Here is a 23,693-nt window from a genome sequence, read left to right as displayed (position 1 = left end):
TTATGCCTTTTCTTGATTCGCTAAAATCGCCTGTTTCATCAATTCCACATCAAATTCTTTGCTGATCACAGCCTGCCCGAGCGATTTCATCAGGACCAAACGTAATTGCCCATTCAGCACTTTTTTATCATGTGCCATATAGCCAAGAAATTCTTGCAGTGGAATAGCTGGGCATTTTACTGGCAAATGTGCACGTTGAATGATTTTTTTTGTACGTTCCAGATCTTCCAGTGAAATCCAGCCCATACGTTGTGACAAATCAGCCGCCATCACCATACCGGTAGCCACAGCTTCGCCATGCAGCCAGACCCCATAACCCAGGTAGGATTCAATTGCATGACCAAAAGTATGACCTAAATTCAATAAGGCACGTTCGCCCTGTTCTTTTTCATCATTCGCCACAATGCGTGCTTTATGGGCACAGGAACGATAAACAGCTTCGGCTAGCAATTGCGCATCTCGCGCAACCAGACCATCCATATTTTGTTCAAGCCAGACCAGAAAATTACGGTCTCCCAGCAAGGCATATTTAATTACTTCTGCCAGACCTGCAGATAATTCACGGTCGGGTAAGGTCGATAGCTGCGACATATCAGCAAGTACAACCTGAGGTTGCTGAAAAGCCCCGATCATGTTTTTACCGAGTGGATGATTGATCCCTGTTTTCCCACCGACACTGGAATCCACTTGCGACAACAGGGTTGTCGGCACCTGAATAAAATAAACGCCACGCTGAAAACAGGCAGATGCAAAACCTGCCATATCCCCAATCACGCCACCGCCCAGAGCAAGTACTGTGGCATCACGGTTAAAACCCGCTTCCAATAAGGCATCAAAAATCAGGTTCAGGTGTTCAATATTTTTATATTGCTCACCATCCGGCAAAATACATGTTGCGACTGTTTTTCCCAAATGCTCGATTGCAGTCACATAATGTTTCAGATACAAAGGCGCAACCGTGGTATTGGTGACCAGCATGACCTGTTTTCCGCGAATATACGGCTCAAGCAATGATTGAGGATCCAAATCACTGCCAATAAAGATAGGATAACGGCGATCACCGAGTTCAACATGTAAAGTTTGCATGAAATTAAAACCGTTAATTAGACTAGTTTTGTTTCTTCAGAAACAATCATTTGTAAGATTTTTTGCGCTAAATCTCGAGCAGCACCCTGATTTGTCTCAATAATATAATCTGCAATTTCACGATATAAAGGATCACGAACTGCTAATAAATCACGTAATTTTTGTTCAGGATTTTCAACTTGCAGTAAAGGACGGTTCTTATCCCGATAAGTGCGCTGTAATTGGATTTCGACAGGAGTATAGAGGTAAACAACAATTCCGCGTTGTTTTAAGAATTCGCGATTAAGTGGCTGGGTTACTGCTCCACCACCGGTTGCAACAACCAAGTGTGAACGGGCTGTGAGTTCATCAATCACCATTGTTTCACGGTTACGAAATCCCTTTTCACCTTCTTTTTCAAAGATCCAAGGGATTGTCGCACCTGTTTTACGCTCAATTTCCTGATCACTATCAAGAAACTCTCGTCCCAACAGTTCCGCTAAATGACGACCAACAGTTGTTTTCCCAGCCCCCATTGGCCCTACCAAATAGACATTTGGTAGGGTTTCAAACTCATTGCTTGGCAAGGAGTCACCTATTTATTTTGCTAAATTTAAAATATATTAATGATTTCTTGAAACACTGTCATTAACAATTCGTGGTGTAACAAAAATCAATAGCTCTCGCTTGTTATCCGACTTCACATCTTTACGGAATAAACGGCCTACGTAAGGAATATCACCCAAGAATGGTACTTTGGTTTGAGCATTACGCGTCTCTTGTTCAAAAATACCACCAAGTACCACAGTTTCTCCATTATCAACCAAGACATTGGTATTGATTTGATTTTTATTAATCGTCAATTGACCGGTAGGTGTTGGGTTTCCTGGAGTATCGCTAGTAATGTTGAGTAGCATTTGAACTTTACCGTCAGGTGTTATACTTGGGGTCACATCCAAACTTAAAGTCGCATCAATAAATTCAGTTGTTGAAACTGCATTTGCACCGCCACCTTGCGATGATTGATATGGAATTTGTGTACCAGATGAAACTTTAGCCATCTGCTTGTCTGCAGTTAGGACTTTAGGTGTGGAAATCACTTCCCCATAACCATCTGCTTGTAAGGCTGAGAGCTCCAAATCCAGCATAAAATCAGACAAACTGATTAAACCAAAAGCAATACGACTCGCACCTTGACTGGTGACACCTAAATCCACATTTAAGTTCTGTGGACGTTGAATGGTATATTTACCGTCATCACTAGGTGTTTTTAAATCCCATAAAGTTGTATCACTACCTCCGACCAGCAAATCATTATTTTGATTAATGCCTTGCGACAATATACCCCACTTCACCCCCATCTCTTTACTAAACTCTGTGGAAGCACGAACAATACGCGCTTCAACCATGACTTGCTTGACCGGAATATCGAGCAAATCAACCATTTTTCGTATTTTATCAATATGTTGAGCCGTATCATTAACAATTAGGGTATTGGTACGTACATCAGCCGAAACTGAACCACGTGAACTTAATAGGGTTTCACTAGAATTATTATTGTCACTACCAGAATTACTATTATTCGATGATTTTGTTTGGGTAATCAACTTTTGAATATCAGCAACCTTTGCATAGCTGAGTTGCATATACTCTGTTTGTATTGGCGCCAATTTCACACTTTGAGCCAGTGCTTTGGCTTCTTCTTCTTCCGCCTTAATTAGCTCTGATACCGGCGCAATCCAGATGACATTTCCGTTACGGCGCTTATCCAGATTTTTGGTTTTTAAAATAATATCTAAAGCCTGATCCCATGGTACATCTTTTAAACGCAGGGTAATATTGCCTTGAACACTATCCGCAGCCACCATATTGATGCCAGTGAAATCTGCCAGCAATTGCAGTACACGACGTACTTCAATATCCTGAAAATCTAATGAAATCTTTTTACCTGTATAAGCACTGGCTGCCTTAGGTTTTAATGGGTTTTTATCTTCAGGACGTTTTAAGCTGATAGTCAGTTTGTTATCCGTCTGATAAGCCATATATTCATAGCTGCCAGAAGTTTGAATCGTAATCACGCCATTGCCACCATTATTGGTAGCATCAACCGTAGATACTGGAGTTGCGAAATCATTGACATTTAAACGACGCGCCAAGTGTGCAGGAACTTTATTACCCAGAGTTCGCACTACGACTTTACTGCCCTGTTGCTGTACATCTACCGGAGTATTGCTCCCCAATAAATCCACAACAATTTGACCTTCACCCTGACTACCGCGCTGGAAACCAATATTAGAAATACCTTGCGCAGCTTTTTGGGCAACCACTTGCTGAGAGGCAAATGCATTAGCAGCCGCAGAATTAATTTTTAAAATAAAAGTATTGCCTTCAACACGCGTGGTAAAGGCACCCGCTTCAGCCAAATTCACGGTTAAACGTGAACGTTGGGCATCAGAACTCACATCGATGGAAGTTGCTTCTTTCGTTGCAACGGGAATGCTATTTTGTTTTAAATTTTGTTGGGCTTTATCAAAATCAAGAATTAGACGTGAAGGCTGCTCTAGCTGGTAAGCCTGAGGTTGTGGCGGCAAACCATTAAACATGACACGAATTTCTGTACCTTGGCCTGCAATCTGCATCGGTACAATATTGGTCATACTCACCTGTGCATTTGCAACCTGCATGATCGCAATCGCAACAGCACCCATAGAAAATTGACGAAACAAATGGTTCATTGTATTGCCATCCCCAAATATAAAATCTTTAAACCTATTATTCATTTTTATTCCTTTTAAACTTAAGGCGCCGGTCCAATTAATACTAGACTTCTTGGACGCTCCACGTATCCTTCTCGCCCATCTGGAACAATTTCCACGAGATCAATCTGTGTAGGCGTGATATTGACCACACGACCATGATTCATGCCCATATAACTGCCGCGCTGTATCCGCTCAATTTCACCATCCGGGGTTTGAATCAATGCCAAGATCTGTCCAGACTGGCTACGCATACTTCCCTTCATATTCAAGGATTCAATTGCATAGCTTTCTAAAGGTTGCAGTTGACGTGATAAATTAGGATAGACACGTTTTCCTGACATAATTTTTAATTCAGCAGCCAGTGAACTCGGTAAAAAAGGACTTTTAAGCTGGTGTGCAGCATAATCAAATGTCGGTACAGGTGGAAAAACCGGTGCAGGTTCAATCGGCAATGGCGGCTGGTTGCGAATATTGGCCATTTCCTCATTCACGGCATCAATACGTGAATCACAGCCCACCAACAATAAACCCAACATCAAGCTTAGAGAGATTTTTTGCATTTTCATTACTATTTCCCTCCAGCCGTAGCAGTTGAATTTGCATTCACAGCTTGCGTTTCTGTCGCTTGAGCATCCGCAGCACCGATATAACGGTATGTTTTTGCTTTAACGTTATAATTCACCTGAGGAATATCAGATTTTTTCTCTTTATTTTCCGAGGCGGTAATCTCAAAATCATGCAAAGTCACAATACGTGGCAGTGCAGCAATCCCGCTTACAAAAGAACCAAAAGCATGATAATCACCGGTTGCCTCAATCGCAATTGGCTGTTCAATAAAGAACTCTTGTTTTATTTCATTTTCTAAACGGATATTTTTGAATTTCAGACCAGAATTTACACCAGTGACGTTGATATCCTCGACCAGTCCTGGAATTTCAGTTTCTTTAGGCAATTGTTCCAATTGCTGATTAAAATTCGCTTCCATTTCCTGTAACTGTGCTTGCAACAACTGCAAATTGCGAAGTTTAGAATCTTTTTCACGAAACTCGTTAAGCAGGTTTTGCTCTTGAGCAGCAGCATTGGAAATATCTTCCAATTTACCTTTAATTGTTAAAAAATAACCCAGAATCCCAATCGCCAGCACAATTGCAATCCAGCAGGTGATTTTGACTGATAAGGGCCAACCACCATAATTATTTGGATCTAAGGTATTGAACTGCTGAAGAAACTTATCCAGCGTCATTTTCTTTTTACGTACTACAGCTTCATTTGGATTTAATTCATCAAATTCATCGAGACTCATTTGGCTGCCTCCACGGTTGAATTAGCTGTATTGGATGGTGCTTGTTGTTGTGTTTCTGGTGCAGCAGGCTGGGCGATTTCATCCAGGTCGGCAGTCACCACAAATGAACCATAGCCCTCTTCAATACGCGGAATCACGGAACTTGGCGCTTTATCTTTTTGTTCTTCAACTGCTAAAAAAGAATTCATGAAAGCGTTGCGATACCAGGCAGATGCTTCTAAATTACGCAAAAACTCTGCCACGGTATTTGGACTTTCAGCTCTGCCTTCAATGGTGAATTTATCGCCTGTACGCACAAATTTGGTAATGTACAAATTAGCTGGCGTAACACGAACCAGTTCGTCAATCAGACGCACCGCAATCGGACGTTGCCCTTGCAAGCCTTGAATCAGTTTCATACGCTCAATAATAGCATTACGCTGCGCTTCCAAACCTTCCAGAGATTTTAATTGCACATCAAGATTTTGATTGGTGCTGGTAATCAGCTGATTGGCCTGTTCCTGGTCTTCAAGTTTATGGTCATAATAAAACCATGAGGATGTAACCGCCAAAGCGCCAACGAATGCCGCCCCAATACAAATTGCTATAAATTCTTTTTTCCGTTTCTCTCTCAGCTCATCACGCCAAGGGAGCAAGTTAATTCTTGCCATTAATCAAAACTCCTCAATGCCAGACCACATGCCACCATGAGCGAGGAAGCATCATTCTCTATTTTTTTAATATCGATTTGTGGAGAAAACCCCATTTGCAAAAATGGGTTGGCAATCGTGACGCGATAACCCAGTTTTTGTTGTAGTAATTTCGCGAGTCCTGGAATATTCGCATTCCCCCCCGCCAATAAAATGTGGTCAATCTCATTGAACTGTGAAGACGAGAAGAAGAACTGCAGTGATCTTGCTGCTTGCTGAACTACAGCTTCCAAGAACGGCTCTAAGACTTCAACATCATAGTCATCGGGCAATGAACGGGTTTTCTTGGCACGGCCCGCTTCTTCAAAAGACAGACCATAACGATTTTGAATTTCTTGAGTCAGCTGTTTACCGCCAAACACCTGTTCTCTAGTATAAATCACTTTATTATTTTGCATGACAGATAAGGTCGTCATGGTATGACCAATATCCAAAATACCCACCGTATTCACACCTATTGGTAAAGTATCGGAAAATACTTTATAAGCATTTTCTAGCGCAAAACTTTCAACATCGGCAATTTTTGGTGTCAGGTTAGCCAGTTCCAGCACTTCAGCACGTGCTTCTACATTTTCAAGACGCGTTGCAACTAAAAGCACATTCACCCGATTCGGATTGGCTAAACGATCCGGCAATACTTCAAAATCCAGACTGGCTTCGTCCAGAGGAAAGGGAATATATTGCTCGGCATCCATGCGAATCTGGACTTCACGTTCGTCATCCGTCATATCCGCATCCATTTCAATGGTTTTGGTAATGACCAGTGAAGTTGGGACTGCGAGCGCTGCAGCTGTACATTGAGTATTGGCAAGATTGAGTGCTCGCTCTAGCGCATCACCCACTGCTTCTGGATTTAAAATATTTTTTTCAACAACACTACCTTCAGGCAAAGGAATCAGCGCATAGCTTTCTACCCAATACCTGTTACCGCTCTTAACAGAAAGTTCTAACAATTTAACAGAAGTAGAACTAATATCTACTCCTATTAATCCCTTATTCGGCTTACGATATAACCTGAGCACAATATAATTCCTATTATTTTTTTATCCCCAATAAAAGTAACTTACTAATCAGTGATGGTCTATAATTTTATACAGATACAATAACTCATCTAACAATCTGTATGTGTAAAGGCTATACTGACCGCCAATTAGTTTGCCATTAGCTCTTATTAAAACTTACTTGTTATGAAAAAGCTATCTTGTTCGGGCCATGTTCATCCATTTTTTTTGATCATAATTATAGTTTTGGTCTCAATTCCAATGGGATTTTATGGTATGTATCTCTATATTGCCCCATCCCTGCCTAAAATGACCACCTTAAAAAAGGCGCCATTATTAAAACCTTTACAAGTATATAGTGCAGATAATGAGCTGATTGCCGAGTATGGCGGAAAGTTATCTGTCCCGGTGGAATACAAACAGATTCCCAAACCTTTTATCTCTGCTTTTCTTGCTGCAGAAGATTCATCGTTCTTTGAACATAGCGGCATCAGTTTTAAAGGTTTAGGTCGTGCGGTGAGTGAAACCATCACCGGCTCCAATGTGCAAACTGGTGGTTCCACCATTACCATGCAAGTGGCAAAAAACTATTATTTAACCCCTGAACGTACATTAAAACGCAAACTGACTGAAATTTTTCTGGCACGCAAAATTGAACAAAACCTGACCAAAGAAGAAATTCTTACCTTATACGTAAATAAAATCTTCTTGGGTAAAAATGCCTACGGGATTGCTGCTGCTGCAAAAATTTACTACAACAAAAATCTGGATCAGCTCAGTATTGCTCAAATGGCCATGATTGCTGGCCTACCTAAAGCACCCTCAAAATACAATCCTGTCGTCAATCCTAGCCGTGCCTTAGAACGCCGCAACTGGATTCTGGGTCGTATGCTGCAGTTGGGTTATATCAATCAGACTCAGTATAAACAGGCCATTGCTGAACCGGTTAACCTCGATATGCCAGACCGCGGCATCAATAACAAATATCCCTATGTCGGTGAAATGGTCCGTTCAGAATTGGTGGAAAAGTTTGGTGAACAAGCAATTGATTCTGGCTATAAAGTTTATACCACGATCAATAGCCAGCGTCAGGCCTTCGCAGAACAGTCTGTACAGGAAGGTCTCGAAGCCTATGACCGCCGACACGGCTGGAGAGGTGCCGAGGCACATGACAAACCACTGAACGATTTCATCCCTTATGCAAATACCTATCCTGCCAAGGTGGTTAAAGTCGAGAAAAACTCTTTTGAAGCTTTGATGCAAGATGGCTCTACAGTGACTGTGCCCTGGTCAGGCATGTCTTGGGCTGCTCCCTATCGAAATGCCAATAGCATTGGTCCTGCTCCGCGTACAGCTGCACAAATCGTAAAAATAAACGATATTATCCGCTTACGTCCGAATGACAATAAAACCTCTTGGGCACTGGTACAGATTCCTAAAGCACAAGGCCAGCTGATTGCATTAAACCCGAACAATGGTGCAATTGAAGCAATTGTTGGTGGATACAATTTTTATCAGTCCAAATTCAACCGTGCTTTACAAGGCTGGCGTCAACCCGGTTCGACAATTAAACCCTTTGTTTATGCATTGGCACTTGAACGTGGTATGACCCCCTATAGCATGGTCAATGACAGTCCGATCACCATTGGCAAATGGTCACCAAAAAATTCCGATGGTCGTTATCTTGGCATAATTCCATTACGTCGTGCCTTGTATTTATCGCGAAATACGGTATCGGTTCGCCTGCTGCAAACGGTGGGCATCGAGCGTACCCGACAATTACTGATGGATTTTGGTTTGCATGAAAATCAGATCCCGCGAAATTACACGATTGCCTTAGGTACACCACAAGTTCTTCCTATTCAAATGGCTACAGGCTATGCCACTTTCGCCAATGGCGGTTACCGCATTCAGCCACATTTTATTGACCGTATTGAAGATGCCTATGGCAAAGTGATTTATCAAAGCAATCCGGAATATGCGTGTATTTCCTGCATCAATCAAAATGATGAAGAAACTGCATCTGCAGAACCCGTGACCCCTGATGATGAAGTGATTAATGTCACCAATCAGACGCTGCCAGAAGAAAAACAGCTGGCCCAACTTGAGCTGGATGAAACGAAGAGCCAGTACCGTCAGGCACAGCGTATCTTGAAATCAAGCTCGGCATATGACATGGCCAATATTCTGCGTGATGTGATTCAGCATGGTACCGGACGTGCCGCACTCAGAATTGGCCGTGATGATATTGGCGGTAAAACAGGAACCACCAATGATGCCAAAGATGCCTGGTTTGCAGGGTTTAATGGCAAACTGGTGACTGTAGCATGGGTTGGTTTTGACCAACCAACTACACTAGGCCGTCGGGAATACGGTGGTGTTGCTGCCTTGCCAATCTGGACCAACTTTATGGGCAATGCCTTAAAAGGTACACCCGCAGCCTGGGTACATTTTGACAAAAATGCCAAAGCACCAGCCAATCGTAACCAGACGATTACTATAGGTGAACCCGTCCAGACAGATCGCTCCTCTCCACCTTTGGCTCGTCCATTGTACCGTCCGGCACCTGCTGCCCCAGTGCGCGCACCGGAAAGCGACTTTGACGACTTGCCCGGAGAAGAAATCCTGGTTCCGGATAATGCAAATCCTCCAGATATGCAAAAACAAAACAGCAAACCGGATGCGCTGGATAATCTGATTGATGTATTTCATTGACATCTTCCCCTAGCTAAAGCAAGGGGATTCCTACTGCTAGACGCTTATGCCCAAGCGCAAGAATGTTTAGGGCGGAATTTAAATCCCGATCGTGGTGTGTACCGCACACCATACAATCCCATTCTCTTATTCGCAAATCTGCTCTACCTTTCGGGCTGCTGTGAGATATTTCACCACAACTCGAACAAATTTGGGTGGTATAGGCTTCGTTTACTTCTTCAAACAATACCCCTGCGTTCTCGCATTTATACTTGAGCATTATTTTAAGTGCTGAAAATCCTGTATCTAAAACAAACTTTGCCATCTTAGTTTTTACAAGCTTATTCGCACTTAGATTACCTACAACAATCAGTGCATTTTCCCTTACAAGCATAGTGCTTGCTTTGTGCAAATAATCTTTACGACTATTTGCAATCTTGGCGTGTAACGCACGTACACGTTTTTTATTCTTTGCTCGTTGAGCAATTCCTAACTTATGCTCATATTGACGATAGAATTTGGGATTTGAAATTATCGTACCATCGGAACACGTTGCAATAGCCTTTAAGCCAAGATCAATGCCAATTGCTTTGGTTGCTGTCGACTTGACTTGCTTAGGTGAATTCACCACTAGACATACATACCAACGCCCACGACTATCCTCAATGAATGAACCTGTCTTAACGCTGTATTGGCTTAAACCGTAACTATCCCACACCTTGAACTGATGCTTGCCGTATTGTACATAGCCATCAGCATACTTGATAGCAACATTCTTGAAGGGTATCCATCCAAGCGATCTTCTTGCTGATTTCTTGTTGCTGACACGCCATTTCAGTTTTGTTTTTTTAAACTGTTTCCTTCGTGTGACCAATTCTTCAGTAATAGCCTGAATAGTTTGGCTATGAAGCCCACATTCTTTTGATGTGCCTTTAGTGTACTTGGCAATATCGTAAGCAGTTAGAAATTCACCTTTTCTTTTAAGGTGCTTGAAACTTAAATCATTCACATAATTCCAGACAAAATTCACTTCGGATGCCAATTGGTCTAGCACCTCAGAATGTTTATCCTTGATACGCAATTTAAGTGTCTTCATGTGCTTATATTAATATTTTGATGGTCTTAAAAAAACCATCAAACAAACTTGAACGACATTTCATGTCGTGTCGCTTATATCCTCGGACTACCCCCGAGATTTTACGCTCCAATGGATAAAAAAACGCCCTCATTTGAGGGAGTTTTTTTATGGAGCTTATTTCTTTTTAAATAAATAAATCTGAAATTGGGCCTTTAACTCAAACTGATCTTTCTGCTCTAACACCTGACGTCGCTCTGGCTTGGCTTTATAGGCATAAGGCGTCATCGCAATCAGATGCTTTAAATCCGCTTGTGACAAGGTAAGGGGGGCATCGACCACACTTTCCTCCACCAGCTCAAAAGCATCTTGCAGCTGAGTGACAAATTTATGCGGTTCATGTGGATTCACTTCTTCAAAAAGTGCCTCACGCATGGCATATAAATGCTCTTTCGCCGGGGTCACCACCATTAGACAGGCATGCGGTTTCAGTACCCTTAATATTTCCTGTTTCGGAATCGGACTAAACAAGCTGGTGCACAAATCAATTGAAGCATCCAGTACCGGCAAGGTGGCTCCGGTTCCCACCACCCAGGTCACATTTTTATTGAGCTTGGCTGCAACCTGAACAGCATTTTTAGCAATATCCACACCGACACATTGCAGTACTTCCGCCTGCATAGCACTGGTGTAATAACCTTCACCACAACCAATATCCAGCAGATTTTCAATGCGTAATTCACGAATTTTTTCAACCACTGCCTGCTGTAAAGGCGCATAGAAACCGGCACTTAAAAATGCACGACGTGCCTGTACCGACTCAGGTGTATCACCCGGATTCTTACTGTGCTTATGCTGCACTACATGCAGGTTCACATAGCCCTGTTTAGCCACGTCATAACTGTGATTATTCACACAGTGCCATGTTTTTCCGGCCAGTTTTAATGCTTCATGACAGACAGGACACATCAGCAGATTCATATTTTTCTCCAATGCCTGAAATCAGGCGATAAAAAAGCCGGCAGATGTGGGAGCAAATGCCAGCTTTTTTCGAATATTTGCTTAACGCAATTTTAAGGTCATTAAGCCCAAGACTACCAGCATAATCGTAATAATCCAGAAACGAATCACCACCTGGGTTTCACGCCAGCCTTTTTTCTCATAATGGTGATGCAACGGCGCCATCAGGAATACACGCTTGTTACGCATCCGTAGCGAGCCAATTTGCAGGAACACCGAAATGGCTTCTACTACAAAGACCCCGCCCATAATCGCAAACACGATTTCCTGACGAACCATCACAGCAATCGTACCCAGCATTGCGCCTAATGAGAGTGCGCCAACATCGCCCATAAATACTTGCGCAGGATGTGCGTTATACCATAGGAAAGCCAAACCGGCACCAATCATAGCTGCACAAATCACCACCAGTTCAGAAGAATATTTTACATAAGGGATATGCAGATAATTGGCAAAGCGGACATCTCCGGCCAGATAGGCAAATACCCCCAAACCGGCAGCAACCAGAACAATCGGCATAATCGCCAGACCATCCAGACCATCAGTCAGGTTCACCGCATTAGATGCACCGTTAATCACCAGATAGGTAAAGATAATGAAACCAATCCCTAAAGGAATAGCGGATAATGGAATGGTCAGATTTTTAAAGAAAGGAATCAACAGATCCAGCATATTGCTGGTATGTACAGGATTGGCCTGCTGGGTCGCAATCACATACAGGGCAATACCGGCACCTAAAGAAGCCACTGAAGTCCAGAAGAATTTTTTTCGTGCAGGCAGACCGGCATTGTCTTTATAACGTACCTTGATCCAGTCATCTGCCCAGCCGACAGCACCAAAAATCACCATCACGCCAAGTACAATCCAGACATAAGGATTAGATAAATCTGCCCATAACAGGGTTGAAATACCAATCGACAGCAGGACCAGAATCCCGCCCATGGTTGGGGTTCCCATTTTTTTGGCATGATTTTCAGGAGCAAAAGAACTTACCGCCTGCCCGTATTTTAAAGCCTGGAGCTTACGGATCATCACCGGACCCAAAACCAGTCCAATGGTCAATGCGGTTAAAACACTGAGCAAAGCACGTAAAGTTAAATAACGAACCACCTGAAACGTGCTGTCAAAGCCCGCCAAATGTTCAAATAGCCATAACAGCATTTAGAGTTTCTCCATCAAATCAGCCATCAATGTTTCCATGTGGGTATAACGAGAACCTTTAAACAGGAAACTCATGGATTGAGGTTGATGCGTTTCAATTAAACTAAGTAAGAAAGGAAGGGCTTGTGCCTGGGTCAAGAAGGCCTGCAGTTTTTTGCCATACTGGGTACTGCGTGCCCCTTCTTGGGTAGCCGGAGCAAATTCACCCACGGCAACCACGAAGTGAACTCCCGGTACCGAAACCAGGTCACGCCCCAGCATATAGTGTTGCTGTGCTGCACTTGCGCCTAATTCACCAATATCACCAATCACCATTACTTTGACGCCTTCCTGCTGCGCCAGCACTTCGGTTGCAGCACGCATGGACGTCGGATTGGCATTGTACGTATCATCAATAAACAAATGCTTTGCGGTATGAATAAAGTTCAAACGACCTTTCGCGCTTTTCGCCTGCTCCAAACCGGTCACAATATCATCCAGCGTAACACCAATCGCCAAGGCAAAAGCAGCGGCGGCAGTAGCATTCTGTACGTTGTGTTCACCGGCAAATGGCAGATTGATCTGGCGCACACCTTGCGGGGTATTTAACGTAAAGCGGGAAGATTGTGCTTGCAACTCGATGTCTGTTGCATATACATCACCACCTTGACCAAAACTCAATACCTTCTCAGTTTGCACTGCTTGGCGAATCATATCGGCAAAATCATCTGCCGCAGGAACAATTGAGGTGCCTGCTTTATCAATATGACGATAAATTTCCGATTTTGCCCGACAGATACCATCGCGTCCGCCAAACTCACCTAAATGTGCAGTACCAATATTGATAATCCCGGCGACATACGGTTGCACCAAATTTGAGGTGTAATCAATTTCACCTTGATGGCTGGCACCCAATTCCATCACGGCATACTGGTGTTCAGCACGTAACTCAAGCAGCATCATCGGCACACCCAAATCGTTATTCAGATTGCCGCGGGTAATTAAGGTCGGTGCCAGACGTGACAAGATACTGCCGAGCATTTCCTTGGTGGTGGTTTTACCACTACTGCCAGTTAGGGCAATCACTTTCAATTGTGAATTTTGCGCACGGCGATAAGCCCCTAGATATCCCAATGCCACACGGGTATCGGCAACCACAAGCTGACAGATATCAGCATCCACCGGATGGCTAACAATTGCGATTTCACAGCCCTTAGCCGCCACTTGGGCAACAAAATCATGCGCATCAAAACGTTCACCTTGCAGGGCAAGAAAAGCATCGCCTTTTTCCGCAAAGCGTGAATCGGTCAAAATCCGTTTGATTGCGCCTTGAGGCACTTTCTCATTCAACCAGTAACCCTGGGTAGCTTCAGCAAGCTGTACGGCTGTCCACGGTTCTAAAGGTACTGTACTGGTAGTTGATGTATGCATGATGGTTTCCTATTGCGCAGGATAAGCTGAATCTGGTGAGTGATGCTGTGCATCAATGGCCGCCTGCACTTCAACCACATCATCGAACCAATGACGTACGCCATCAATTTCCTGATAGTTTTCATGCCCCTTACCGGCAATAATCACGATATCACCTGCCTGAGCCTGTTTCACTGCAAATTTGATCGCTTCACGGCGGTCATGAATTTCATGTACTTGATGCTTTGAAAAATCAATACCTGCTTTCATGTCGGCAAAAATCTGTTCCGGGTCTTCGGTGCGCGGATTATCTGAAGTGATCAGCGCAACATTGGCATGGTCCAGGGCAGCTTGAGTCATTAGCGGGCGCTTGCCACGGTCACGGTCGCCACCACAGCCAAAGACTGCCCATAAATTTTTCGCTACATGGCGTTTTAAGGTGGTCAGCACCTGAATCAGGGCATCTGGCGTATGGGCATAATCCACTACAAACAGACGCTCGCCATCACGGATCACCTGCATACGACCCGGCGCACCTTTCAGTTGTGCTGCAACTGCAATCAAATCGGTCAGCTTAAAGCCAGCCTGCTGTGCAGCAATCAGACTCGCTACAAGATTTTCTACGTTAAAATGACCCAGCAATGGGCTATTTACTTCAAATTCACCATCCGCAGTGATCAGTTTAAAGCATGCACCGTTTAAACTATATTGAATATTTTCAACCCGATAATCAGCTGTCTGAGTGGTCGAGTAAGTAAGGATTTTCGGTTGAGCAGTATTTGATTGGGCAGCGTCAATCATGACCTGTGCATGCTCATCATCAATGTTGATAATGGCTACTTTCAAAGTCAAAAATTTGAATAATCGCGACTTGGCTTCAGCATAAGCTTCAAGCGTTCCGTGATAATCCAGATGATCGCGACTCAAGTTACTATATGCCGCAATTTCGATATCGCAGCCATTTAAACGCCCCTGTTCCAGACCATGCGAGCTGGCTTCAATCGCTGCAAATTCAGCACCGGCCTGCGCATATTCATGTAAGGCATTTTGCAGCTGCAAAGCATCCAGCGTAGTATGCGTAGAGGCTTCCAGATTCGGTAAAATACCGTTACCGGTGGTTCCCATCACGGCACATTTCTTGCCTTGCAACATCAGCAGTTCAGCAATTAAACGCGAGATGGTGGTTTTACCGTTGGTTCCTGTCACTGCAATAATGCGCGCGGCATTTACAGCTTGGGTCGCTTGTAAATACTGTTTTTGCCACTGTCCCATCAAATGACGGACATTCGCTACCACTATACTATTTTCCAGACCTAAATCTGTTTCGCTGACCACAGCCAGAGCCCCCCTTGCCAAAGCCGATTGGGCAAACTGCAAGGTTTTTTCAGGCTGAGAAAAACTAGTCAGGGCAATAAAAATTTGCCCTGCGTCAACTTTACGACTATCTAAACTAAAGCCAGTGAATGGCTTGCTCATCCATCCAGCGGTTTTCTCAGTATGGTAGATATCTTGAAATGTAATCGACATTCATCACCTGTTACTGGATTTTGGGAGTATCTAAAGGTTTATCTAAAGGCACATTCATCAAACGTAAGGATTCTTGCATCACACGTGCAAATACCGGTGCTGCCACCAGACCGCCGTAATATTGTCCTTTCGGGTTTTCCACCACAATGACCATCGCCAAACGCGGATCACTGACCGGCGCCATACCGGCAAACAGCGCACGGTACTCACTATCTGAATAACCTTTACGGTCTGCACGTAATTTATGCGCAGTACCGGTCTTACCCGCCACACGATAACCTGGAATATTCGCCTGTTGTGCTGTACCACCCGGCAAGGTCACAGTTTCCATCATCAACAGCACCTGATCGGCAATTTTTGCATCAATAATCTGTTCGCCTTTCGGTGGTTGTTCTAATTTATATAAGCTTAAAGGGACTTTGACCCCTTTATTGGCAATCATGGCATAAGCATCGGCAATTTGCAGCACGGTCGCATTCAGGCCATAGCCATAGGCCATGGTACCTACTTCAGAGACATTCCATTTGCTTGGCGGCAAAATCAGACCCGCACTTTCACCCGGGAATTTCACCGCAGAACGCTGTCCCAAACCTACTCGTTTATAGAAAGTTGGTAAGGTTGCATAAGGCAGTGACAAGGCAATTTTTGCCACCCCAACGTTGGATGATTTCTGGATAATGCCGCCTAGGGTCAGTGCGCCATAGTTATGCGTATCACGGATGGTATGGTTACCAATACGCATACTGCCCGGCGAAGTATTGACGACAGAGTTCGCGGTATATTTGCCACTTTCCAGCGCCATCGCCACCGTCAGCGGTTTCATGGTAGAACCCGGCTCGAATGAGTCCACGGCACCACGGTTACGCATGGCATCTTTATTGGCCAGACTCTTTTTGTCATTCGGGTTATAAGAGGGCCAGCTGGTCATGGCCAGAATTTCACCGGTTTTGACATCTACCGCAATCGCGGTTGCAGAGCGGGCATTATTGGCCACACCGGCAGCAGTTAACTCACGATACATAATATATTGCAGCCGTGAATCGATACTTAAGGTGATATTCTCTCCAGCTTCGACTTCCTTGATAATTTCAGGATCTTTAAAACGGTTGCCTTTTTTATCACGCACAATCTGCTGTTCGCCATCATGACCAGATAAAGTCTTATTCAGCTGCATCTCTAGGCCTTCAATCCCCACGCCTTCACTATTGGTTAAACCAATAATCTGGGCATTGGGCTGCGGCTGCGGATAGTAACGTTTATAGTTTTTCTCGGTATAAACCCCCTGGAACTCACGCTTGGCAATCAGTTCCGCCTGCTGGGGTGGAATTTCTTTTTGCAGCACCAGATAACGTGAACGAGGTTTGTCGTTCATTTTCTTTTTCAGCTCGGCACGGTCGATGCCCACTGCATCAGCAAGCTCATCCAGATTGAGGTTTTTATCGGGTAACTGGCGTTTCAGTTTGCGATTATGGGGATCTTTGGCCAGTTCAGCAGTAATCTCGTCAAACTGTTTTTTGGTTTCAAAATAGTCACGCGGATCAATCACCACCTTCATCACTGGCGTACTGATAGCCAGAGGTACACCATGACGGTCATAGATGACGCCACGCATCGCCTTGATTTTTTCAGTTCTTAAAATATTGGCATTAGCCTTGTTTTGCAAAAAGTCCTTATTGATCACCTGCACATAAAATGCACGACTCACCAAGGCCAGAAAGCAGAGTAAAACCACGCTCCACATCAAATAAAAACGCCACATGTCTACACTGAGGGCATTTTTCTCACTAATCGGCTGCTGCTTTTTGCGTGTTGCCTGTGTTGTTCTCTTGTCCACCATAATTACAGCTAGCCCTATTTTTTATCTTCTGAAGTCATTGGTAAAGCAATTACAACCGTCTGTGCTGCAGGAGGCGAATACATGCGCAATTGCGTTACCGCACGCGTGCCGATTTGCGCCGTCGCACCAAAAGTTTGTTGTTCAATCAGCAAACGGCCCCACTCTGCATTTAGATCATCCCTTTCCCGCATAAAAGAACTGAGTTCGCGGTAGTCATGACGATATTCAAACACTTGAAATACCACCATGATTGCACTAACAAAGACCAACAGTAGCAAAACGATATAACTGATGAATTTTTTCATCGGTTTTTTGTCGGTTTTCTTTTCAACAACTTCAGTTTTCATTATTCGCCTTTTGAAGCTAAGCGCTCTGCAACTCTAAGCCATGCACTACGAGAACGAGGGTTGGCCTTCACCTCTTCTTCACTGGCACGGACTCGGGAAATTTTCTTTAAACGACGGGTATCTTCCCGCTTTTGTGGTAATCCCCAACTGGTATCTTCCGCTAAAGTCGATTCTTTTTGAATAAATTGTTTAATTAAACGGTCTTCCAGGGAATGGAAACTGATCACCGCCAAACGTCCCTCGGGTTTTAAAACTGCCACAGCCTGTGGCAAGAAAGCTTCAATATCATCTAATTCTTTATTAATGGCAATACGGATAGCCTGAAAAGTTCGGGTTGCCGCATGTTTATTTTTTTCCCATTTCGGATGGGCAACCTTTACGATCTCTGCCAGTTGAGCCGTGGTTTCAATATAGCCTGCCGCTTTAATAACTTTGGCAATACGGCGACTATAACGTTCTTCACCATACTGGAAAATGATATTCGCCAGGGCTTCTTCTTCAATATCCACCAGCCACTCGGCCGCCGTTGGACCTTGTGAATTATCCATACGCATATCGAGTGGACCATCTTTCATAAAACTAAAGCCACGTTCCGCCTGATCGAGTTGTGGAGATGACACGCCTAAATCTGCCATCACACCATCAACCTGGTCGATACCTAATGCTTCCAGCTCCTGCTTTAAATTGGCAAAGCTAGCATGAATAATCTTGAAACGTGAATCTTCCTGTTCCAAGAGTGCCGCTGTTTGCAAAGCTTGCGGATCTTTATCAAAGGCATAAACCCGTGCATTTTCATCTAACTTAGACAGCAATAAACGGGTATGACCGCCGCGACCGAAAGTCCCATCGACATAAATTCCTGTATTGCGATCTGCCAACAAGGCATCAACAGTTTCGTGAAGTAATACAGAAATATGCGACATAAGAGTTCAATCAATACTAGGAAAAATGTAACTGCACATTATTACCTTGTTTTAACAAAGCTCCAAACGACTTTTTGTAGGGAAATATTACTTTTCATAGAGAAAACCGTTTTTGGGGATATTGAAGCAAATTTTGTTGTAAATGCATATTATTTTAAAAACCCGATTCTTCTCTTTATTGTTTGTTAAAATCTGCCAAACTTTGCTGAACCAATAAAAATAGAGAACTGTTACTCATCTTTTTTAAATTTTGGCTTCATTCAAAATAAAAAAGCCAATCACAAAGGATTGGCTTTTTAGATCACGCAGAATTAACGTTTGCTATTATAAATCTGGTCAAAAATCGCACCATTCACAAAGTGGGTCTGTTGTGCTTTAGCCCAACCACCAAATACCTCATCAATGGTAAAGGTTTTTAGTTTAGGGAATTGCGCAGAATATTTAGCCAACACGTCAGGATTACGCGGACGGTAGTAGTATTTTGCTGCCATTTCCTGACCCAATGGTGAGTACAAGTAATTGATATAACCTTTGGCTAACCACTTGTTACCATCTTTCTCTACATTTTTATCTACGATTGCAACTGATGGTTCAGTTAAAATAGACATGGACGGATAGACAATTTCAAACTTGTTTTTGCCCAAAGTTTTTTGCGTCACCAAGGCTTCATTTTCCCAGGTCAATAACACATCGCCAATACCACGTTCCGCGAAAGTCGTCATTGAAGCACGTGCAGCCGAGTCCATCACTTTAACGTTGTGGTACATTTTACCGACGAAGTCTTTGGCTTTGGCCTCATTACCCCCCGGTTGTTTCAGTGCATATCCCCAAGCCGACAAGTATACCCAACGCGGTAAACCGCCTGTTTTCGGGTTCGGAGTAATAATCTGTACGCCTGGTTTCGTTAAGTCAGACCAGTCTTTAATATGCTTTGGATTACCTTTACGCACCATAAACACGATGGTGGAAGTATAAGGCGCAGAGTTATGCGGAAACTCTTTTTGCCAACCCCGTTGAATCTGGCCGGACTTGACGATTTCTTCAATATCATTGGCAAGAGCCAGAGTCACCACATCGCCTTTTAGTCCATCCACAACGGAACGTGCCTGTTTACCTGAACCACCATGCGACTGTTTAAAATTGACAGTACGGCCGGTACGTTCTTTCCAGTAAGCACCAAAAGACTTGTTAAATTCTTCATAAAATTCACGCGTTGCATCATAAGATACATTTAGAAATTCACGTTCTGCCGCCTGAGCAGAAGTTGCAGTAAAAGCCATGCCGGTAGCAAGCAATACTGCACTGAATAAGGCTTTAAATTGAGTTTTCATGGCATACAGATCAATTATCTTCATTAATGCTAACTATATGAAATAAAGTCATAATCCGCAATTCATCAAACTTAGACATAACCGATTAAGATAAAAGGTTTTTCTACTTAATCTGCTGTTTTAGATAGAAAAATGACGAGAACATTATACTTATTCAAGATATATAGATTTTTATGGATTGGATATGAAAAAAACGGATAATAATTTATCCGTTTTGACTTTTTTATCGAAAATCTGCCTTAATTCTTTTCACTATAAATTTGATCAAAAATGGCCCCATTCACAAAATGGGTTTTCTGTGCTTTGGCCCATCCGCCAAACACATCCCCAATGGTAAACAGTTTGATTTTGGGAAATTGTGCCGCATATTTCGCTGCCGCTTGGGAATTGCGCGGACGAAAGAAATGCTGGGCTGCCAGCTCCTGCCCTTTTGGCGAATATAAATAGTTGAGATAACCTTTAGCCAAATTACGGTTGCCATCCTTATCGACATTTTTATCGACAATCGCCACCGATGGCTCAGCCAGAATTGAAATGGAGGGATAAACAATCTGATACTTGTCTTTGCCCAAGCCTTGAGTCGCCAGCAGGGCCTCATTTTCCCAAGACAGCAGCACATCGCCAATACCACGTTCTGCAAAAGTGGTTAAAGAGCCACGTGCGCCAGAATCCAGTACTTTGACATTGCCATACAGTTTTTTCACCAGTTCCCGTGCTTTAACATTATTTCCACCCGGCTGTTTTAATGCATAGCCCCATGCAGACAGGTAAATCCAGCGTGGTGCACCGCCGGTTTTCGGATTTGGCGTAATAATTTCCACACCCGGCTTGGTTAAATCGTTCCAGTCTTTAATATTTTTGGGATTACCCTTGCGAACCAGAAAAACCACAGTCGAGGTATACGGTGCAGAATTGTTCGGAAACTGCTTTTGCCAGTTTTTATGGATCAGGCCTGCCTTTACAATTTCATCAATATCGTTGGCTAGAGCAAGGGTCACGACATCAGCCTGCAAACCATCAATCACGGAACGTGCCTGTTTACCTGAACCGCCATGAGATTGCTTGAAATTAATGTCCTGTCCGGTACGTTGTTTCCAATACGCACCAAAGGCCTGATTATATTCCTGATAAAACTCACGGGTCGGATCATAAGACACATTCAGGAAATCTTTCGCGGCAAAACTCTGTGTCCCTATTCCCCCAAGCAATACCAAAAGAGCAGAGGCGATTATTTTTTTCATGTGTAACACTCTTATTTAACTTTTATTTAACAATGAGGACACTATATAAATCATAAATATTTTTAACAATCATAAACTTATAATATCTTATTGATTAAAAATCGGTTTTAAAGATATCCATAAAAATGCTTTGAAATGCACTTTTAGTACTAAAAAATATCAGCATAAATTTACAGCTTGTTGTTTTTCCTGATTCTTCATGGTGTCTCCATATTTTTTTGATACAAAGAGCACAATATTTACAGGTATTTATTATTTTGTAAAAAAGTGTGAGCTAGTTCTACTTTTGTATTTTTTTGTATGGTTAAATGGTACTCGCTCATCGGATTAAAACAATATATAAAATTCCAGCACCGGAAAAAAAGGGGGATGTGGAAATGAGATATACAGCAATTATACAAGCGCTTAGCTTAAGTTTAACTTTAGGGTTTATGGCTCAGCTGGGACATGCAGCGGCAATCAAAGGTAGCGAAGCCAAAGTAACTTTAGGTCCTGAAAAGTCTTCATTGATTGAAAAGGCCCTGCAACAACAAAAGCAAGGTGGAAATACTTTACGTGCCGATAACGATTTAAAGATGTTGACCGAAATTAAAGTCGCACCAACTCAAAGCTTCTTTGCTGCTCAAAACCAGAAATTCAGCCGTTTTGTGCAAGCACTGTTCCCTCAAAGCAGCTCTTAACTCAACAGCGAACTTATTCCCCTTTAGAAGTTCCTATCTAGCCTAATCATTTCAATGTTGAATTTAACATTAAGTGATTAGGCTTTTTCGTTATAATAGCCTTCATTCACATTCTGAAAAATATTGGTTATGACTGTTCGTACTCGTATTGCGCCTTCTCCTACTGGCTTTCCACACGTAGGCACTGCTTATATTGCCTTGTTTAACTTATGTTTTGCTAAACAGCATGGCGGTGAATTTATTCTTCGTATTGAAGATACCGACCAACTGCGCTCAACCCCTGAATCCGAAAAAATGATTTTAGATTCATTACGCTGGTTAGGCTTAAATTGGTCAGAGGGGCCAGATGTGGGCGGTCCACATGCACCGTACCGTCAATCCGAACGTATGGGCATCTATAAACAATATGCCTTGGAACTGGTAGAAAAAGGTCATGCTTTCTACTGCTTCGCAACACCAGAAGAACTGGATCAAATGCGTGCTGAACAGCAGGCGCGTGGCGAAACACCACGTTATGATGGTCGTGGTTTAAAGCTGTCGGCAGAGGAAGTGCAGCGTCGCCTTGTCGCAGGTGAGCCCCACGTGATTCGTATGAAAGTACCTGAAGAAGGCATTTGTAAAGTCAATGACTTACTGCGTGGGGAAGTTGAAATTCCTTGGGCTCAAGTCGACATGCAAGTTTTGCTCAAAACCGATGGTTTACCGACTTACCATCTTGCCAATGTGGTTGATGACCATCTGATGCAAATCACTCACGTTTTCCGTGGTGAGGAATGGTTACCATCGGCACCAAAACATCAGTTGCTCTACCAATACTTTGGCTGGGAAATGCCAGTACTGGGTCATATGCCATTACTTCGCAACCCGGACAAATCAAAACTGTCTAAGCGTAAAAACCCGACCTCTATCAATTACTACAAAGACATCGGTGTGTTACCTGAAGCCTTGTTGAACTATTTAGGTCGTATGGGCTGGTCAATGCCAGATGAACGTGAAAAGTTCACTTTGGCAGAAATGATTGAGCATTTCGACATTAAGCGTGTATCCCTCGGCGGTCCGATCTTTGATGTGGAAAAACTCAACTGGCTCAACGGTCAATGGATTAAAGCGCTCTCGCCTGCCGAGCTGTTAAATACTTTATTAGCATGGAAATCTGACCGCAATACCCTGGAATACATTGCTGCTGCCATTCAGCCGCGTATCAACCTGCTTTCTGAAGCAGTGAACTGGGCTGGTTTCTATTTCAACCAGTTCCCAAGCATCAGCAAAGAACAGTTTGAAAGCAAGAAATTGTCTGAAGAACAGGTTCGTCAAAGCTTGCAGTTTGCCATTTGGCGTCTGGAAAGCCTGTTCACCTGGAATAACGACACGGTGAGTCAAACATTAATGGACTTGGCCAACCAGATGGAAATTAAGCTGCGTGACTTTATGCCCACCTTCTTTATTGCCATTGCCGGTTCAACCAGTTCAACCCCAGTCATGCAATCGATGGTGACGATTGGGCCTGACTTAACTTTCGCGCGTTTACGTCATGCCCTGGAAATTGTTGGCGGACCGAGTAAAAAAGAAGCAAAAATCTGGGAAAAACTCAATGAAAGCTTAAAATTGCCGAAAAATAATGCAGTTGATGAAGCATAATTGATTTTATAGT

20 protein-coding genes are annotated in these 23,693 nt (G+C 43.3%); 3 read left to right on the top strand and 17 right to left on the bottom strand.

Annotated features, from left to right (window positions below; translation table 11 throughout):
* The 7 genes from aroB to GTU69_RS04495 all read right to left on the bottom strand — a co-directional run bounded on the left by aroB (position 1) and on the right by GTU69_RS04495 (position 6,838).
* Positions 1-1,086, bottom strand: a complete 1,086-nt coding sequence (gene aroB / locus GTU69_RS04525; RefSeq protein WP_166168598.1) for a 3-dehydroquinate synthase — start codon at positions 1,084-1,086, stop codon at positions 1-3.
* A 17-nt stretch (positions 1,087-1,103) separates the two neighbouring features.
* The gene (gene aroK, locus GTU69_RS04520; protein WP_166168596.1) at positions 1,104-1,652 is read right to left on the bottom strand and encodes a shikimate kinase AroK; all 549 of its coding nucleotides are present in this window, start codon (positions 1,650-1,652) and stop codon (positions 1,104-1,106) included.
* 36 nt (positions 1,653-1,688) lie between these two features.
* A complete protein-coding gene (locus GTU69_RS04515; RefSeq protein WP_171521996.1) occupies positions 1,689-3,800 on the bottom strand; it encodes a type IV pilus secretin PilQ family protein in 2,112 nt (703 codons plus the stop codon).
* A gap of 62 nt (positions 3,801-3,862) precedes the next feature.
* Complete coding sequence (locus tag GTU69_RS04510; protein WP_166168591.1) at positions 3,863-4,390, bottom strand: pilus assembly protein PilP; 528 nt, start codon at positions 4,388-4,390, stop codon at positions 3,863-3,865.
* A 2-nt stretch (positions 4,391-4,392) separates the two neighbouring features.
* Positions 4,393-5,127: a type 4a pilus biogenesis protein PilO gene (locus GTU69_RS04505; RefSeq protein ID WP_166168588.1), complete on the bottom strand. Its 735-nt coding sequence runs from the start codon at positions 5,125-5,127 to the stop codon at positions 4,393-4,395.
* Positions 5,124-5,777, bottom strand: a complete 654-nt coding sequence (locus GTU69_RS04500) for a PilN domain-containing protein (protein ID WP_166168585.1) — start codon at positions 5,775-5,777, stop codon at positions 5,124-5,126. Before GTU69_RS04500 ends, GTU69_RS04505 begins: the two co-directional genes overlap by 4 nt.
* Positions 5,777-6,838, bottom strand: a complete 1,062-nt coding sequence (locus GTU69_RS04495) for a pilus assembly protein PilM (RefSeq protein WP_086197208.1) — start codon at positions 6,836-6,838, stop codon at positions 5,777-5,779. The genes GTU69_RS04500 and GTU69_RS04495 overlap by 1 nt, the downstream gene beginning before the upstream one ends.
* Positions 6,839-7,003: 165 nt before the next feature.
* On the opposite strand from GTU69_RS04495, the gene ponA reads away from it, so the two are divergent.
* Positions 7,004-9,532, top strand: coding sequence for a penicillin-binding protein PBP1a (gene ponA, locus GTU69_RS04490; protein WP_166168582.1), 2,529 nt, complete (start codon positions 7,004-7,006; stop codon positions 9,530-9,532).
* Positions 9,533-9,545: 13 nt separating this feature from the next.
* Here the strand turns inward: ponA and GTU69_RS04485 are convergent, their stop codons facing one another.
* From GTU69_RS04485 to GTU69_RS04440, 10 genes are all read right to left on the bottom strand, one after another.
* Complete coding sequence (locus GTU69_RS04485; protein WP_166168579.1) at positions 9,546-10,607, bottom strand: RNA-guided endonuclease TnpB family protein; 1,062 nt, start codon at positions 10,605-10,607, stop codon at positions 9,546-9,548.
* A gap of 156 nt (positions 10,608-10,763) precedes the next feature.
* A complete protein-coding gene (locus GTU69_RS04480) occupies positions 10,764-11,567 on the bottom strand; it encodes a putative RNA methyltransferase (RefSeq protein WP_166168576.1) in 804 nt (267 codons plus the stop codon).
* Positions 11,568-11,648: 81 nt separating this feature from the next.
* Positions 11,649-12,767: a phospho-N-acetylmuramoyl-pentapeptide-transferase gene (gene mraY, locus GTU69_RS04475; RefSeq protein WP_166168573.1), complete on the bottom strand. Its 1,119-nt coding sequence runs from the start codon at positions 12,765-12,767 to the stop codon at positions 11,649-11,651.
* Positions 12,768-14,177, bottom strand: coding sequence for a UDP-N-acetylmuramoyl-tripeptide--D-alanyl-D-alanine ligase (gene murF, locus GTU69_RS04470; RefSeq protein ID WP_166168570.1), 1,410 nt, complete (start codon positions 14,175-14,177; stop codon positions 12,768-12,770).
* Positions 14,178-14,186: 9 nt separating this feature from the next.
* Complete coding sequence (locus GTU69_RS04465) at positions 14,187-15,683, bottom strand: UDP-N-acetylmuramoyl-L-alanyl-D-glutamate--2,6-diaminopimelate ligase (protein ID WP_166168567.1); 1,497 nt, start codon at positions 15,681-15,683, stop codon at positions 14,187-14,189.
* 10 nt (positions 15,684-15,693) lie between these two features.
* On the bottom strand, positions 15,694-17,520 hold the full coding sequence (ftsI, locus tag GTU69_RS04460) for a penicillin-binding protein PBP3 (RefSeq protein ID WP_166168564.1): 1,827 nt from the start codon (positions 17,518-17,520) through the stop codon (positions 15,694-15,696).
* Between the two features lie 14 nt (positions 17,521-17,534).
* Positions 17,535-17,867, bottom strand: a complete 333-nt coding sequence (gene ftsL / locus GTU69_RS04455; protein WP_166168561.1) for a cell division protein FtsL — start codon at positions 17,865-17,867, stop codon at positions 17,535-17,537.
* Positions 17,867-18,790: a 16S rRNA (cytosine(1402)-N(4))-methyltransferase RsmH gene (gene rsmH / locus GTU69_RS04450; protein ID WP_166168558.1), complete on the bottom strand. Its 924-nt coding sequence runs from the start codon at positions 18,788-18,790 to the stop codon at positions 17,867-17,869. Before rsmH ends, ftsL begins: the two co-directional genes overlap by 1 nt.
* Before the next feature lie 311 nt (positions 18,791-19,101).
* The gene (locus GTU69_RS04445; RefSeq protein ID WP_166168555.1) at positions 19,102-20,121 is read right to left on the bottom strand and encodes a sulfate ABC transporter substrate-binding protein; all 1,020 of its coding nucleotides are present in this window, start codon (positions 20,119-20,121) and stop codon (positions 19,102-19,104) included.
* A 239-nt stretch (positions 20,122-20,360) separates the two neighbouring features.
* Complete coding sequence (locus GTU69_RS04440) at positions 20,361-21,362, bottom strand: sulfate ABC transporter substrate-binding protein (protein ID WP_166168552.1); 1,002 nt, start codon at positions 21,360-21,362, stop codon at positions 20,361-20,363.
* A gap of 377 nt (positions 21,363-21,739) precedes the next feature.
* Here GTU69_RS04440 and GTU69_RS04435 point away from each other — a divergent pair, with 377 nt between their 5' ends.
* Positions 21,740-22,042: a hypothetical protein gene (locus tag GTU69_RS04435; protein WP_086197219.1), complete on the top strand. Its 303-nt coding sequence runs from the start codon at positions 21,740-21,742 to the stop codon at positions 22,040-22,042.
* 129 nt (positions 22,043-22,171) lie between these two features.
* On the top strand, positions 22,172-23,680 hold the full coding sequence (gene gltX, locus GTU69_RS04430) for a glutamate--tRNA ligase (RefSeq protein ID WP_166168549.1): 1,509 nt from the start codon (positions 22,172-22,174) through the stop codon (positions 23,678-23,680).
* Positions 23,681-23,693: the final 13 nt, after the last annotated feature.

This window comes from Acinetobacter sp. SA01, assembly GCF_011319235.1.
Classification (GTDB): domain Bacteria; phylum Pseudomonadota; class Gammaproteobacteria; order Pseudomonadales; family Moraxellaceae; genus Acinetobacter.
Note: the sequence above shows the minus strand (reverse complement) of the source record. Positions and strands in the feature narration are given on the sequence as shown.